The following is a 15,659-nucleotide window of genomic DNA, read 5'->3' as shown; positions in this document are numbered from 1 at the left end:
AAGGGTCCATGATGAGCATGAACCCTTTTTACACGAGCCACCGGATCGGTCAACTGATCCTTAAACGATCGGCATTACCCGTCAGGGGCTGTTTTGGTTTTATCTACACTAATGAAGGACTGTTTTTCAACTGCGCAGCATCCGATTCCATCAGTACCATCCCGCTGAGATCCGGCAGGGTCTGATGATTCAGATAATCCCGGAACGACATGCGCGGGGCGTTATTTTCCCAGGCCGATTGCAGCGTGCCCAGCAGGTCAGTGGTTTTCGACGTGATTTCCGGCGTGGTGATGTCGGATTCCAGTGCACCTTTCACATATTTCTGAATATGTGTTGAGTTGCTGGCGGACTGAGCCACTGTGGCACTCATCAGCGCACCTTTGTGATATTGCACGGACGTCGTGCTTTCTGCCTTGTCATCAATCTGATAGTAAAGGTAATTCTGCGAGTTGCGGTCGCTGGTCAGATTCAGTTTCAGCCCCGGTGTCAGCGATGCATGATAACTGGCGGCCAGATGTGACTGTTGCTTCTGCGTGATATTGCGGTCCTGCGTACCCGTGCCGGTGATCGTGCTGGTTTGAGAAACCTGATAAGAGAACGTATCGGTTTCATCCGGGCGCATCGGATTGGTGGAATCGACCGGTGTCTGCGAGACTGACGCCGTGAAATCCGCCAGCCCGGTCATCATGTTTTTATCGGTTTTGGTCAGCGAGAAATAAACCGGCTCAGCCCCCCCGCTTTTATAAGTCGTCGCGGTTTCGCCATAATTGCTGTTCAGCGCCGTAAAGGCATCTTTGAACATGTTCATCAGCGATTCGTCACCATTGCCACGATTACCCGCGCTGCTGATTTGTTTCAGATAACTGTTCAGCGCCTGCTTCTGCTGGCTTTCTGTGCCCAGCAGTGCGCGCTTACTCATGTCGACGCTGATATCCACCGTGCCAGCAACACCGGTCGATTTCACTGAGCGGGTATTCGCATCAGCATGAAAATCCAGCGTCTGGGTATTGGTGGTGCCCAGCGTGGCGTGTAAGTCCACCGACGACAGCACCGAGGTATCAAACTTCGTCAGGCCACTCAGATCGAGCTTCGGCGGTTGCGCCGTCAGGCCATCAATCGCTTTCTGAAAACCTTCCGCAAGACCGGCCAGCGCTTTGCGATCGGCATCGCTGAGCGTGCCTTTGCTGACATTCACCTGCACGCCGAGTCCGTCATCATCACTGCCCAGCGTGATATCCACCAGTGCGCCGCTGGCAGTTTTAATGCTCAGGTTTATCTGGTTATCAGCTTTGGTATGAAGTTGGGTTTGGGCGGCAACATTGGCCGCTGAACGGGTCGACTGAGCGGAAGTCTGCTTCATCACCGATTGCGAATAACTGCTGCTGTCGGTAGTGAAACGCTCAAGCAGCGCCGCACCGAGTCCGGTAAAACGCGCCGCATTGCCGGAATGGCTGAAGTTCGATGCAAGCTTTGAAGACATCAGATCACTGGAAGAACGTTCCCAGACCAGTGCCGGTTTGGTGATGTTGTAGACCGGCGAAGCGGTGTCCGCCTGGCCGATCATTACCGTGGTGGATTGCGCCGTCGAAGCCTGCTGCTGGCTGGCTGCAGTAGTGACTGCCGTCAGTGATTTTGTTGACGTAACCAGCGTGTTGAGCGCCTGATTACCTGTCGCAGAGATAACTGTCATCCCGATGAGTCCCTATGTTTTTGCGCCATAGCGCCAGTGGATACCTTGATCCTTCTGATGCTATTTTCGGCAAAAACACAGGAAGCTTTAAGGATATGTAAAAGTTGTTTCTTACGCCCCCGACGTTATTCCAGCGGACCGCCCAGAATGGTTTCGCACATGCCGGAAAGAATGCGTTCGCCGGTTTCGCTTTTCAGATCCTCATACCATTGTTCGGTCACGGCCATTTCTTTGCCGTGGGTGACATCGCAGCGTTTACGCGCCTTCAGCACCAGATCCTTCACGCGATATGCCCGTTTTTCCTGATAACGCAGCAATGCATCTTCAATGCCTAATGAATTGGTTTGCAGCATATTTGCCAGCACCACTGCATCTTCCATCGCCGCGCAACCGCCCTGCCCGATATCCGGCGTGGTGCTGTGGCCGGAATCACCGAGCAGCGCAATCCGTCCTTTGACCAGTTGCATAAAGGGTTCGATGTCGTGGATTTCAACGCGGTTGGTGGTTTCAGGATTGATCTGGCTGATCAGCTTCTGCACCGGTTCCGCCCAGCCCGCAAAGTAACCCTGTAAATCCTCGCGTACCGTAGTGCGATCCTGCGGCAAGCCTTTTGGCAGCGGCACATCAAAGAAAAAGTAGAAACGGTTGCCACTCACCGGCATCAGGGACACGCGTTTACCCTCGCCGACAAACGTCGTCCACTGGTCGGCAGGCGCGATGCTTTCATCGATTTCCACCAGGCCGTTCCAGTTAACATAACCGGCATAGCGGCGCTCCGTTGCATAACCCAGAACGTGCTGGCGGATAATGGAATGGGTGCCGTCAGCGGCAATCAGCAGATCGCCGGTCGCGGAAGTGCCGTCGTCAAACCAGGCGGTGACGCTGTCGGCAGATTCTTCAACGTGCGTCACGCGCTTGCCAAACTGCACCTGGTCGCGGCCATAAGTCTCCAGCAGCATCGACTGAAGTTCCGCGCGTGCCACCGGATATGGCTGCTCGCCGACGCTTTGGATCAGCGGATCCATACTGAAACGCGTCATGGTCTGACCCTGCTGATATTCTTTGTAGGCCATAAAACGCATGTTGCCGCCGAGTTCGCGCAGCGCCTCTTTCATGCCGAGATAATTCAGACACTTTACGCCGTTAGGCCAGATGGAAATCGCCGCACCGACCGGTTTGATCTCTTTCACTGCCTCGTATACCGCCGTTTCGATACCAAAACGCTTCAGCGCAATCGCCGCACACGCACCGCCAATACCGCCACCAATCACGATCGCTTTCATATTTTTCTCCCCTGAGTCTCTTTAGGGAAAAGCAATTTCTGTACCAGAAAGACGATTTGCCGCCAAAGCCTTGTAGTCAATCTTAAGTGAAATCATTAACTGCCGAAGCGCAGGTGAAATGCGCTAAAACGAGGCGTCGTTTTGGAGCAAGAGTGGCGTAGTGAATCACTCTGGTGCGAAAGGATGGGGCGGAGAGAAAGCCGGAGGAAGATTTACATCAGACAAATATTCGCAAATCACTCCCCCAGCAGAGGGAGTGATAATTTGGATCCACAAATGCCGCAGTGCGTTACTTGCACCAACCCCAGTGCAGGTTACGAGGTAGCGTTCCCCACGTTTCTATGCAGGTATTTTCCTGTTTGGTCAGTGACTGGGAATATAAAGCCCGTCCTGTTCCTGTTACGCCTTTAATTTTTACGTTCGTCGCTTCAGCAGGAATAATAACCTGCTGAGTATTACCCAGCGATAATTTATATTCTTTGTTGAAATTGGCTTTAGTACTGCTATTGGTATAAGTGAGTCTGTAATAACCTGTGTAACCGCCTTTATTACGCAGACTCAGGACGTAACTTTTCGGTACAGGTGCCATTTCCGGGACGTTGAAATTAAGTGTAAATTCCGCTCCCGGTGACATTTCATCAATTTTATCATTGCTTACCATATATGTTTTTCCCATCTGCTTATTGTAATCAAGCTCAAGAATCAGCATATCGCCGTAATAAGCCGCCCCGCTGTTTGATGAAGAGATACCATGTGAATGGCCACCAAATCTTATCGAGCCGCCATACTCCCCCAGTATATCCCGCGTTGGAGTCTCATTTTCACTGTAACTTTCACCTCCATGCTCCAACGCTATTGTTGCTTTACCTTTTATGCCTGCATCGCGTAACTGCTCACGGAACCAGCCTTCACCGTCCCTGACCTTAACATCATACCGGCGGGCAGCATCCGAATTAAACCCTGAAAATTCCTTCGTATAATGCAAATTATTATTAAGCTGAATGAAACGAATACCCGCAATATCAAAACTGTAACCGAAACTGCCAATATAGTTGGTACTGAGATGCGGGAATTTATAACCATTCATGACGTCGTAATCAACGGAAACGACATCTTTCAAACTATTAATATGATCAACTAAATTCCGGATACTACGAATTGCACAGCGATTTTCCCACAAACCACAGTCATTCACATTGCCGTCATAATCATGATTACCCAGCCCGTACCAGTAAGGTGCATTAAGTTTGCCAAAAGCTTTCTTGGCATCAGACCACTCGCCACCATGCCCCCAGTGGGTAATGTCGCCGTTAATAATCGTCCCCCTGAAGGCATCACCGTATTTGTCTTTCAGTGTGTTAATTGCATCAATCTTCTTAAAGTTACCTTTGCTGGGTACCGTGTTATATGGCGTAGATGTAGTCTCTGCCCCAAAATGCCAGTCAGACGTAATGGCATAATATTCTTTTGGATGAACAACACGCCACCAGGCATTATCTTTTTTATTTTCCGGGTAATACCAGTTTTTACTTTTCGCATTACCATTAAACTTTGCTTCAAAGAATTCAGTAGTCCCGTTAACCTGACGGCCATGTATTTCACCGACCGTCGTATCAGCGCTCCAGGCTTTTGGCGCAGCAATGGAACCATAGACCGCAGAGGTTACCGCCGCGTCCGGGAAGACCTCCTGTCTCAGCTGTTCTTTCATATTTTTCAGTGCTTCGAATGTTTCTTCCGCACTGTCTGTTGAAACTTCGTAAGGACGGGAATGCTCCACCCCATTTACATCGGTGTAAACCATCTCCCCTTTTGCAACAACTGGAGAGATATTGTTATCACTGGAATCGACCGTTTTAGCTTCTAATAAACGCACGGCTTGTCCACCTGGCACAGTGATTGCTTTTATTTCATATGGACTTGAATTCTCTGAAACCTTATAGCCAGATATTTCGGTTGAGAGTTTCATCCGGGCATAGTCATTTTGATCATCAGGAATAGGTAACCCGTCCTGATGAGGGTCAGGTACCGGAACAGGCGCGGGAGGATTAGGAGAAGGACCCGGTGATATTTCCCGTTGCATAGAACTCATGTCGATCATCTTCATGCCATCAGGCACAGTGAGTACAACATCCGGTACATGGTAACCACCTCTTTGCGTTGCCACATTGCTAATATTTATTTCTGCTGAGGTATAAAATGGCAAACAAGCAGCGATAGCCATGGCTATCCTGCCATATTTAATTTTATTTTTTGAGACGAACACACTTTCACCCTTGAGGTTAATCATTTTACTGTTAGTAAATTATCGTACCTCGATATTATAATTTGTAACAAACATTTGTTTTAGAATAAATAATTAAGTTGACTTATTTTACAACGACCATTAAACAATCGGAATACAGATAGTTAAATACATATCAACGCTAAGAATAAAACCTCAAAAGTAGTTTTTCACTGTTATCTGTGAATCCGGAGATTCAGGAAAAAACGGAAGCTGAATAATGTTCAATCGTCAACATAAAGTACTGGCTGTAGTATTCAGAAAAAATATGTATCAGAAATTTTTCCATTTCATCGCTGATACCATTCTTAAAGGGAAAAACCGTCTCACCATAATTGGGGTCAAAGATTTTTATTTGATTGGATTCTGCCCTGAGACCTAATGAGTGTCCGCTGGAAGATTTTTTAATCGATATATGACAGCCATTGCCCTGACTGACACTTTTTAATATTGACTGCGCCATGGTAATTGCGGTGTTTCCAGTCAATTTTATTTCCTCCCGAATAAAATTAACCTGATAAGATTTTAGAATGCCATGAAAAACACTTTTCATTTCTTTCATATTCCCGCTGGCACTCAGGTGTTCCTGAAAATTCATGATCCCCCGCACCACCGTCTTACCTTTTTCACTGGCAATATAGGCACTGAACCGGCTCCAGCTTTGACCTGATATCAGGTATGCGCCCACCAGCCCCTGACACACACCGTTTTCAAGACCATATTCAACCACCCGGCCGGCGCGATCATAGACATTTCCGGTCCATGCGCCCTTACGTTTTTTCTCATCACAATGATCCCATTTATTTTTCTTAATATATTCCCCCTGTCGGAATTTATTATATATCCCATTATAATTTTGTATCAGTCTAACTGAATCCATTCTCATAAAATCACTTCATTCCATTATTAAGAAAAATTTTGCAAATGATAAAGAAAAAATACTTTCAATGTTGAACATGATTAATTCAGAAAACATAAAGGAAACCTTTTCTTCTAAGGGGTTCTCAGCCTCTGGTCTGGTGCGAGAGCGGGAAGGTTGATACTCTGCTAAGTATTGATATTTCGAATACCAAAAGCATAAACATTTAAAAAATGAATCGCTATCCGATGTTCAGCCCGCAGCAGTTGCTTAGTTTTGTCGCCGTCTGCGAAACCGGCAGTTTTACCCGTGCGGCCGACCGCGTGTACCTGTCGCAATCGACAGTCAGCCAGCAAATCCGCCGCCTGGAAGAAGCGCTGGGAAAACCTTTGCTGGAACGCACGTCTCATCAGGTGCAACTGACTGAAGAAGGTGAACGGTTGCTGGGTTATGCGCGGCGGATTATCGCCCTGAACGGTGAAGCGCACGATGCGCTGAGTGACCAGTGGCCGGACGGCGTAGTGCGTCTCGGCGTGCCTGAAGATTTTGCCGCGGCTACCACGTCCCTGCTGGCGCAATTCAGCCGCGCCCATCCGCATATTCGCCTCGATGTCACCAGCGGCCTGAGTCACGAACTGCGCCGCGCCTGGCAACAGGAGATGCTGGATATCATTCTGGTGAAACAACTCACCGGCGAAAAGGCCAACGCCTCGCGCCCCGAGCCGATGCTGTGGCTGGACAGCGCGGCGTTTCCGGCGTTTGAACGGGATCCCATCCCGCTGGTGCTGTTTCCGCTCAACGGGTTATACCGCGAAGAACTGTGTCAGGCACTGGATGCTCTCGGACGTAGCTGGCGTATCAGTTACAGCAGCGCCAGTCTCGCCGCGCTGGTCGCTGCCAGTGCGGCCGGATTGGGTGTCACCTTATTGCCCGCCGGTTGCCGCCAGCCGGAGCACCGGATTCTTGGGGCAGAAAGCGGATTGCCGCCGATTGATAACGTCGAGCTGGCGCTGTTTTACCGCCACGACGCGACGCCTGCGCAGATTGCACTGGCCGGAAAATTAAAGGATTTTTGTCAGCTTAGTTAGCCATTGCATTTTCCACTGGCAGGCAGTGGGAAAAATCGCAGCCGGAACCGGCGTCATCTTTTAAGGTGAAGGGAAAAGCAGCATCCTCCCGCATCATGATTAAGGAATTCGACGTGCAAAATCCTCAGCAACAAAGCCGCAGAAACTTTCTTTCGCATAGCGCCAAAATCACTGCCACCGGCGCGCTGTTAACCGCAGGTATGGCATCAGCCTCCCCGTTCAAACCGGGCGCGATGGACGAAAAATGTGACGATGCCAGCCAGATCAACGCGATTTCTGCGCCGCATTACCAGTTGCGCAATGTGCGGCTGGAAGAGGGTTTTGAGCGCGAAGGCGATATCGTTATTGCCACCAGAACCGGTTTGTACAATCTTGAAATCAACAACGGCAAAATCGTGGCGATCCAGCCGGCAAAAGACGCCCCGGCCAGCACCTTGCCTGCTTTTGATGCCAGAGGATTACTTCTGCTGCCCGCCACGCGCGACATGCATATTCACCTCGACAAAACCTTCTACGGCGGCAAATGGGAAGCACCGCGCCCGCGTAAAGGCAAAACTATCATGGACATGATTGCCCGCGAACAGGTGCTGATCCCCAAACTGCTACCAACATCGGTGGAACATGCCGAAGCGATCATCGGGCTGCTGCATTCCAAAGGCACCACCGTGGCGCGCAGCCACTGCAATATCGACCCGGTCAGCGGCCTGAAAAGCCTTGAGCATCTGAAAATCGCACTGGAAAAACATCAGCAGGATTTCAGTTGTGAAATTGTGGCGTTCCCGCAACACGGCTTGCTGCATTCGAAAGTCGATGGCCTGATGCGTGAGGCGATGCAAATGGGCGCGCAATACGTCGGCGGACTGGATCCGACTAACGTGGATGGCGCGATGGAAAAATCCCTCGACGCGATGTTTCAGATTGCACTGGATACGAATAAAGGCGTGGATATTCATCTGCATGAAACCACGCCAGCCGGTATTGCGGCAGTGAAATACATGATTCAGACCGTGGAGAAAAACCCGCAACTGAAAGGCAAAGTGACGCTCAGCCACGGTTTTGCGCTGGCGATGATGCAGGGCGCGGAACTCGACGACGTCATTGCAGGGCTTTCAGAGCAGCAGTTCACCGTCGCTTCCACCATTCCGCTCGGCAAACTGAATATGCCGCTGCCGCAGCTCAGCCAGAACGGCGTATTTGTCATGACCGGCACAGACAGCGTCATTGATCACTGGTCGCCGTTCGGCACCGGCAGCATGCTGGAAAAAGCCAGCCTCTACGCCCAGCTCTACGGTAACTCCGACGAATTTGGCCTGACGCGCTCCCTCGCTATCGCCACCGGCAACGTCCTGCCGCTCGACGACAGCGGCACACGCCAGTGGCCTGCGGTCAACGATAACGCCGAAATGATCCTGGTCGACGCCAGTTGCTCTGCCGAAGCGGTGGCGCGGGTGTCAGAGGTGAAAGCGACATTCCATCAGGGCAGATTAGTGTTTGGTGCGGTGGGGAAAGTGTGAGGAATTGAAAGTAGTAAACGCTGCAAAGCAAAAAGCCCCTTTCGGGGCTTTTTGTTGTTCTGAACGTTGATGCCCGAAGGCAATGAATCAGAACGGGATATCGTCGTCGAAATCCATTGGGGGTTCGTTGTTCTGTGCTGGCGCGTTGTTTTGCGCAGCCGGACGAGATTGCTGACCGCCACTGAACTGGTTGCCGCCTTGTGGCTGCTGAGGCTGACCCCAACCGCCCTGCTGGCCGCCTGCGGATGGCTGACCACCACCTGCTGGTGCGCCGCCGCTTGCACGGCCGCCGAGCATCTGCATGGTGCCGCCGACGTTAACAACGACTTCGGTGGTGTATTTTTCAACGCCAGCCTGATCGGTCCATTTACGGGTTTGCAGTGCGCCTTCGATATAAACCTGAGAACCTTTCTTCAGGTATTCGCCTGCGACTTCCGCTAATTTGCCGAACAACACTACACGGTGCCATTCGGTTTTTTCTTTCTGCTCGCCGGTGGCTTTGTCACGCCAGCTTTCAGACGTTGCCAGAGTGATGTTGGCAACCGCGCCGCCGTTAGGCATGTAGCGGACTTCCGGGTCTTGCCCCAGATTACCGACGAGAATAACTTTGTTTACGCCTCTGCTGGCCATGTGGATTCTCCTGATGATGTATGTCGTGGTTGAAACCACAGTTGAAGGTGATGAATTCACTTTGTGCCATTATAACCACAAAACGTGTTATCCGTACCATGCATGTAAAGCCTTGGAAGATTCCTCGCAGATCGGCCAGTAAACATTCCATTGTTACATTGAGTACTGGATATACATTCAGGTTTTGGGGTGGCACAGGCTGTGATTTGTGTCATAATTGCGCGTTACGTTCTTCTCTGTGCCCGATTCGATGGCTGGCGCGAAACTGGTTTTCACGGCGGTCACCGGCACGGTGAGCTATCAAGTTAATCCGGGAATGATGAATGGATAAGATCGAAGTTCGGGGCGCACGCACCCATAATCTCAAGAATATCAACCTGATTATCCCGCGCGACAAACTGATTGTTGTCACCGGCTTATCCGGTTCAGGCAAGTCCTCTCTGGCGTTCGATACGCTGTACGCCGAAGGCCAGCGCCGCTACGTCGAGTCGCTGTCGGCCTACGCACGCCAATTTTTATCCTTAATGGAAAAACCAGACGTCGACCATATTGAAGGTCTGTCTCCGGCGATTTCGATTGAGCAAAAATCAACGTCGCACAACCCGCGTTCTACCGTCGGGACGATCACCGAAATCCACGACTACCTGCGCCTGCTGTTTGCCCGCGTGGGCGAGCCGCGCTGCCCGGATCATAATATTCCGCTTTCAGCACAGACCGTCAGCCAGATGGTGGATAACGTACTGGCACAGCCGGAAGGCCAGCGTCTGATGCTGCTGGCGACCATCATTAAAGATCGCAAAGGCGAGCATACCAAGACGCTGGAAAACCTGGCGTCGCAGGGCTATATCCGTGCGCGTATTGATGGTGAAGTGTGTGATTTGTCCGATCCGCCAAAATTAGAATTGCAGAAGAAACACACCATTGAAGTGGTCGTTGACCGCTTTAAAGTGCGTGACGATCTGGCGCAACGCCTGGCGGAATCGTTTGAAACCGCGCTCGAGCTTTCCGGTGGTACCGCCGTGGTCGCCGATATGGATGACCCGAAAGCCGAAGAAATGCTGTTCTCGGCCAACTTTGCCTGTCCGGTGTGCGGCTACAGCATGCGCGAGCTTGAACCGCGTATGTTCTCGTTCAACAACCCGGCGGGAGCCTGTCCGACCTGTGACGGGCTGGGTGTGCAGCAGTTCTTCGACCCTGATCGTGTGGTGCAAAACCCTGAGCTTTCACTGGCGGGCGGCGCAATCCGTGGCTGGGATCGTCGTAACTTCTATTATTTCCAGATGCTGCGCTCTCTCGGTGAGCATTATGATTTCGACGTGGAAGCGCCGTTTAACGAACTGAGCAGCGACGTGCAAAACGCCATCCTGCACGGTTCCGGCAAAACCACCATTGAATTCAAATACATCAACGATCGCGGTGATACCTCGATTCGTCGCCATCCGTTTGAAGGCGTGCTGCACAATATGGAACGCCGTTATAAAGAAACGGAATCCAGCGCAGTACGTGAAGAACTGTCGAAATACATCAGCAACCGTCCGTGTACTTCCTGCCGCGGCACCCGTCTGCGCGAGGAAGCGCGTAACGTATTTGTCGAAGAAACCACGCTGCCGGAAATCTCTGATTTCAGCATCGGCCATGCGATGGATTTCTTCCGCAATATGAAACTCAGCGGTCAGCGCGCCAAAATTGCTGAGAAAGTGCTGAAAGAGATTGGCGATCGCCTGAAATTCCTGGTGAACGTCGGCCTGAATTACCTCTCGCTGTCACGTTCTGCGGAAACGCTGTCCGGCGGCGAAGCCCAGCGTATCCGTCTGGCGAGCCAGATTGGTGCCGGTCTGGTGGGCGTGATGTACGTGCTGGATGAGCCGTCTATCGGCCTGCATCAGCGCGACAACGAGCGTCTGCTGGAAACCCTGATCCACCTGCGCGACCTCGGTAACACAGTGATTGTGGTCGAGCACGACGAAGACGCGATCCGCGCCGCCGACCATATTATTGATATTGGTCCGGGTGCAGGCGTACACGGTGGCGAAGTGGTGGCTGAAGGCACCGCTGAAGACATTATGGCGACCGAGAATTCACTGACCGGCCAGTTCCTGAGCGGTAAACGGGAAATCTCCGTACCGGCGCAGCGCGTCCCGGCGGATGCCACCAAAGTGCTGAAACTTTCCGGCGCTAAAGGCAACAACCTGAAAGATGTCACGCTGACGCTGCCGGTGGGCCTGTTTACCTGTATCACCGGCGTGTCCGGTTCAGGTAAATCGACGCTGATTAACGACACGCTGTTCCCGCTGGCACAGCGCGAGCTGAATGGCGCAACGATTGCTGAAGCGGCGCCGTACCGTGAAATCGAAGGTCTGGGCCATTTCGATAAAGTCATCGACATCGACCAGAGCCCGATTGGCCGTACGCCGCGCTCTAACCCGGCAACCTACACCGGTATTTTCACGCCGGTGCGCGAGCTGTTTGCCGGTGTGCCGGAATCACGTTCACGCGGCTACACGCCGGGGCGTTTCAGTTTCAACGTCAAAGGCGGCCGCTGCGAAGCCTGTCAGGGCGACGGCGTGATCAAAGTTGAAATGCACTTCCTGCCGGATATTTATGTGCCGTGCGATCAGTGCAAAGGCAAACGCTATAACCGCGAAACGCTGGAAATTAAATACAAAGGCAAGAGCATCCACGAAGTGCTGGAGATGACCATTGAAGAAGCGCGTGATTTCTTCGATGCCGTCCCTGCCCTTGCGCGTAAATTGCAGACGCTGATCGACGTCGGTCTGACCTACATCAGCCTCGGCCAGTCAGCGACCACGCTGTCCGGCGGTGAAGCACAGCGCGTCAAACTGGCGCGTGAGCTGTCCAAACGCGGCACCGGTCAGACGTTGTATATTCTCGACGAACCGACCACCGGCCTGCACTTTGCCGATATTCAGCAACTGTTGGAAGTGCTGCATCAGCTACGCGATCAGGGCAACACCATCGTGGTGATTGAACACAATCTGGACGTGATTAAAACCGCGGACTGGATTGTTGATCTCGGGCCAGAAGGCGGTGCGGGCGGCGGACAGATTCTGGTCGCCGGTACGCCGGAAACCGTCGCGGAATGCAAAGAATCGCATACTGCGCGCTTCCTGAAACCGTTGCTGGAACGCCACAGCCAGCAGGCGAAGAAAAGCGCTTAAGCCATAGCAAAAGGCCTTCCCAAACGGGAAGGCCTTTTTGTTTGCCCTGATTACAGACCAAATCCTTCTCTGATCCTTTTAATGACATCTTCTACAGACCCCCGCTGATTCAGTGACCTGAGATCAATATTCTCATCTGACAGTTTTGTGAGAAAGCTCTCCATGTCAGCCCGAATGTTCTCGGGAATGGTGGCAGCCTTTCCTGTCAGTTGACCTGATAACCGGATCACATCATTTCTGTGCTTATTCACAACACGGGAATCCACAGGTTCTCCTGCCGCCTTGCGGGTTGACAGATCAAGCCACGCATTCATTTTTAAAGGGATTAACCTGTCTGCTCCGATATACGAGAATAATTCCGTGCGCAGGAGGCCATCCCTGAGGAAGGAATAATAATGTTCATCGAGGAGGATAGCTGAGAGGCTGGAAACACCTTCATCTTTGGGGATCGGGATAATCTGAGCATCTTCCGGAGGTTCCATTCCTTGTGGAGAACGCGAGAAAAGTTCAATCTGAAAGGGGTAACTCGTGTTTTCTGGTTTCAGAAACCGGTAAAAAATGGGCTTTCCCTCACCCGTCTGGCGGATTTCGTAGTTGCCTGACTTTATAAATTCCCAAAACAAACTGACAAAATCAGGGCTCAGCGCCTCAATAATGAGGACAATATCCAGATCTTTGGTGGCCCGAAATTCTTCCCCGGCTTCATCCATAGTGATCCAGGATGCGACACCACCGATGAGGACGTATTGATCCTGATATTTTTTGAAATACTCGCCAAACAGTTTTAGTCCCCGAATTTCATCCATGGGTATTGATCCTTAAGTTCACTGAGCGCCAGTTGGACCCGTTCATCCTGATTATCTTTCTGTGTCAGATACAGAGATATTTCATCAACGATATGTGTTGAAGCTTTGGGACTCCGGTAGCTCCAGATTTCAACTGTAGCTACAGCGCTGTCGATATGAGTCACTTCATCAAATTCCCCCCTTTTCAGGAGTGAAGTGAATACTTCCCGGGTCATCGCAAACACAGGCTTAGCGCCACGGGCCAGCATCGTGTATTCCGCTAAAGCGCTGTCTCCGGCATAACAGACCCCCTCATCTAAAGGAGGTAGCTTGTTAATCCAGACGATTTTCTTCACCGGATTACGCATCAGCAGAAGAGATTTTACGAAAGTCTCTGAGCGCGAAAATCTGAGTGAATAAAATCGGGTCGAAAAATCTTTCTCATGCGTTGAAGCAAGAAGCCCGGATTTTGTCAGCTCAGAAATGGCTTTTGAGAGCGTCACGCGACTGTAATTATATAAGCCCATCAACTGCTCAGCCGTACAGGTAATACCGGATTTAGAGAATGACTCATCCCATAAAAGCTGGATGAGCATAGCCTGAGTGGCCGGAGAAAAATCGTTTTGCACGTCTTTGCCGGCGCTTTTTTTACGAATTCTGAAGGCATCGCGCAAATCCATGGCCAGTTCAGGAATAAATAACTGCTTTTTAATCGCAATAAAATTTATGTGATGGTCAATCAAGCTGCGGCGTTCCGCCAGATTCATATTTTCGCAGACGTAGACAACCACCTTATCTGTCATCCTTTCAATGAGTGACAGACGTTTCCTTATCGTGACAATGCCCGGATAGGTGTCATCCCGCTGTAAAGCCGCCAGCAGAATCAGAGGAGCGTCACCCGGCACACCAACTTCCAGTTCGAAGAAACCAAACAACTCCTGAAGACTGAATGAAACTGAGAGTTTTACTTCGGTGGCTGTAGTGCGAAAGCCTAAAACCGTTTCAAGGTAGCTAACCAGTTGCGTTATCTTCTGTGTCATTTGCAGATCCGTGTAAAGTCATTTTTTAAAGTATAAAGCAAATCACTTTATACATCGAAAAAGACTTTACACGGTGTGACCCTACTTAAATATCTTCTGCACAAACTCCGCATAGGCCGGGCGCCAGACGTCCATTTCATGGCCGAGATTCGGGTATTCGTGGTAATCGAATTTAATCTTTTTCTCTTCCAGCTCGGTTTTCAATCCGGCAATGTCCTTCCCTGTTACCACATCTTTCTCGCCGACAACCACGGTGAAGTTTTTCAGTTGTGCATTGATTTTTTCCGGTTCAGCGAAGCGTTTCGCCACATCAGCATTGGGTACGGTGGTGGTGCTGACACCGCTGAGTGTCGCCAGCCAGCCAAACTGGTCGAGATGCGTCATGCCACTGACCAGCGTCTGATAACCGCCTTGAGAAAGCCCGGCCAGCGCGCGTCCGGTTGCGTCATCACGCACACGGAAGGTTTTAGAAATCAGCGGGATAATATCACCGGTCAGCTCTTTATCTGCGGCAGCGGCATTGCGCGGATAAAACTCTTTGCGGCGATCTTTGGTGACGTAATCTTCCGGCACCACGCCTTTGGCGTCGGTTTCGGTATCCGGAATGACCACCAGCATCGGCACGATTTTTTTCTCCGCCAGCAGGTTATCCATGATTTGCGGAATGCGCCCCTGATCCAGCGCCGAGCGACCGGTGTCGCCAAAGCCGTGATAGAAATACAGCACCGGCAACGGCTGTGAAGCATCGGTGTAACCCGGTGGCGTCCACACCGCGACCTGACGCTCGGAATTCAGCGCGGCGGAATGATAGGTCAGCGTGCGGACTTCGCCGTGCGGCACGTTTTTCACATCAAGAATACTGCCGGGCACCAGGATCAAACTGGTATTCACCTGACGCTGTGGCTTGGGCATTGCACTGCCAGGATCGGCAATCCTCAAGCCATCCACGTTGAAGAAATATTCATAGAGATCAGGCTTCTGTGCACCCGATGTCCAGCTCCAGACACCTTTATCGTCCTTGGTCATCTGATGCGGAATGTAGGTCACCGGCGTGGCACCGGTCACCACATCGACATGTTCGGCAGTCGGCGCATACAGCCGGTAAGTGATGGTTAAATCAGGATTCACCGCCGTGATGTAATTTTTCGCAGGCACCGACGCATCAGGATCCTGCGGCAAGCTTTGCGCAGAGACGGTCAGCGGGAACGGCGCGCTGAGCGCCAGAATCAAAAGCGTGGCAAGATTCAGCCGGTTACGGGTCATCATCCTTTCCTTCTGGGTTGGCGTGAGCAAACGGACAACCTGTCCTC

11 protein-coding genes are annotated in these 15,659 nt (G+C 51.3%); 3 read left to right on the top strand and 8 right to left on the bottom strand.

Features of this window, described 5'->3' with window-relative positions:
• Positions 1–103: 103 nt before the first annotated feature.
• The 4 genes from HGO41_RS20605 to HGO41_RS20590 form a co-directional block, all read right to left on the bottom strand.
• Positions 104–1,690, bottom strand: coding sequence for a hypothetical protein (locus HGO41_RS20605; RefSeq protein ID WP_112197671.1), 1,587 nt, complete (start codon positions 1,688–1,690; stop codon positions 104–106).
• 125 nt (positions 1,691–1,815) lie between these two features.
• The gene (gene hpxO, locus HGO41_RS20600; protein WP_013577335.1) at positions 1,816–2,973 is read right to left on the bottom strand and encodes an FAD-dependent urate hydroxylase HpxO; all 1,158 of its coding nucleotides are present in this window, start codon (positions 2,971–2,973) and stop codon (positions 1,816–1,818) included.
• A gap of 289 nt (positions 2,974–3,262) precedes the next feature.
• A complete protein-coding gene (locus tag HGO41_RS20595; protein WP_250981346.1) occupies positions 3,263–5,194 on the bottom strand; it encodes a metallophosphoesterase in 1,932 nt (643 codons plus the stop codon).
• 256 nt (positions 5,195–5,450) lie between these two features.
• Positions 5,451–6,140 (bottom strand): YopT-type cysteine protease domain-containing protein, encoded by a 690-nt coding sequence (locus tag HGO41_RS20590; protein ID WP_250981345.1) that lies wholly within the window; start codon positions 6,138–6,140, stop codon positions 5,451–5,453.
• 206 nt (positions 6,141–6,346) lie between these two features.
• Between HGO41_RS20590 and HGO41_RS20585 the strand changes: the two genes are divergently transcribed.
• Together HGO41_RS20585 and HGO41_RS20580 are read left to right on the top strand one after the other, a co-directional pair.
• Positions 6,347–7,201, top strand: coding sequence for a LysR family transcriptional regulator (locus HGO41_RS20585; RefSeq protein ID WP_013577338.1), 855 nt, complete (start codon positions 6,347–6,349; stop codon positions 7,199–7,201).
• Between the two features lie 95 nt (positions 7,202–7,296).
• The gene (locus HGO41_RS20580; RefSeq protein WP_112197673.1) at positions 7,297–8,715 is read left to right on the top strand and encodes an amidohydrolase family protein; all 1,419 of its coding nucleotides are present in this window, start codon (positions 7,297–7,299) and stop codon (positions 8,713–8,715) included.
• 87 nt (positions 8,716–8,802) lie between these two features.
• Here the strand turns inward: HGO41_RS20580 and HGO41_RS20575 are convergent, their stop codons facing one another.
• Positions 8,803–9,345, bottom strand: coding sequence for a single-stranded DNA-binding protein (locus tag HGO41_RS20575; protein ID WP_013577340.1), 543 nt, complete (start codon positions 9,343–9,345; stop codon positions 8,803–8,805).
• Between the two features lie 323 nt (positions 9,346–9,668).
• On the opposite strand from HGO41_RS20575, the gene uvrA reads away from it, so the two are divergent.
• Positions 9,669–12,524: an excinuclease ABC subunit UvrA gene (uvrA, locus tag HGO41_RS20570; RefSeq protein ID WP_037034977.1), complete on the top strand. Its 2,856-nt coding sequence runs from the start codon at positions 9,669–9,671 to the stop codon at positions 12,522–12,524.
• Between the two features lie 50 nt (positions 12,525–12,574).
• Here the strand turns inward: uvrA and HGO41_RS20565 are convergent, their stop codons facing one another.
• From HGO41_RS20565 to HGO41_RS20555, 3 genes are all read right to left on the bottom strand, one after another.
• A complete protein-coding gene (locus tag HGO41_RS20565) occupies positions 12,575–13,330 on the bottom strand; it encodes a hypothetical protein (RefSeq protein WP_013577342.1) in 756 nt (251 codons plus the stop codon).
• Entirely contained in the window at positions 13,309–14,349 is a 1,041-nt protein-coding gene (locus HGO41_RS20560) for a hypothetical protein (protein ID WP_013577343.1), read from the bottom strand. Before HGO41_RS20560 ends, HGO41_RS20565 begins: the two co-directional genes overlap by 22 nt.
• An 81-nt stretch (positions 14,350–14,430) precedes the next feature.
• A complete protein-coding gene (locus tag HGO41_RS20555) occupies positions 14,431–15,612 on the bottom strand; it encodes an esterase (protein ID WP_015690548.1) in 1,182 nt (393 codons plus the stop codon).
• Positions 15,613–15,659: the final 47 nt, after the last annotated feature.

It is taken from the genome of Rahnella sp. CG8, assembly GCF_023701875.1.
GTDB lineage: Bacteria > Pseudomonadota > Gammaproteobacteria > Enterobacterales > Enterobacteriaceae > Rahnella > Rahnella aceris.
Note: the sequence above shows the minus strand (reverse complement) of the source record. Positions and strands in the feature narration are given on the sequence as shown.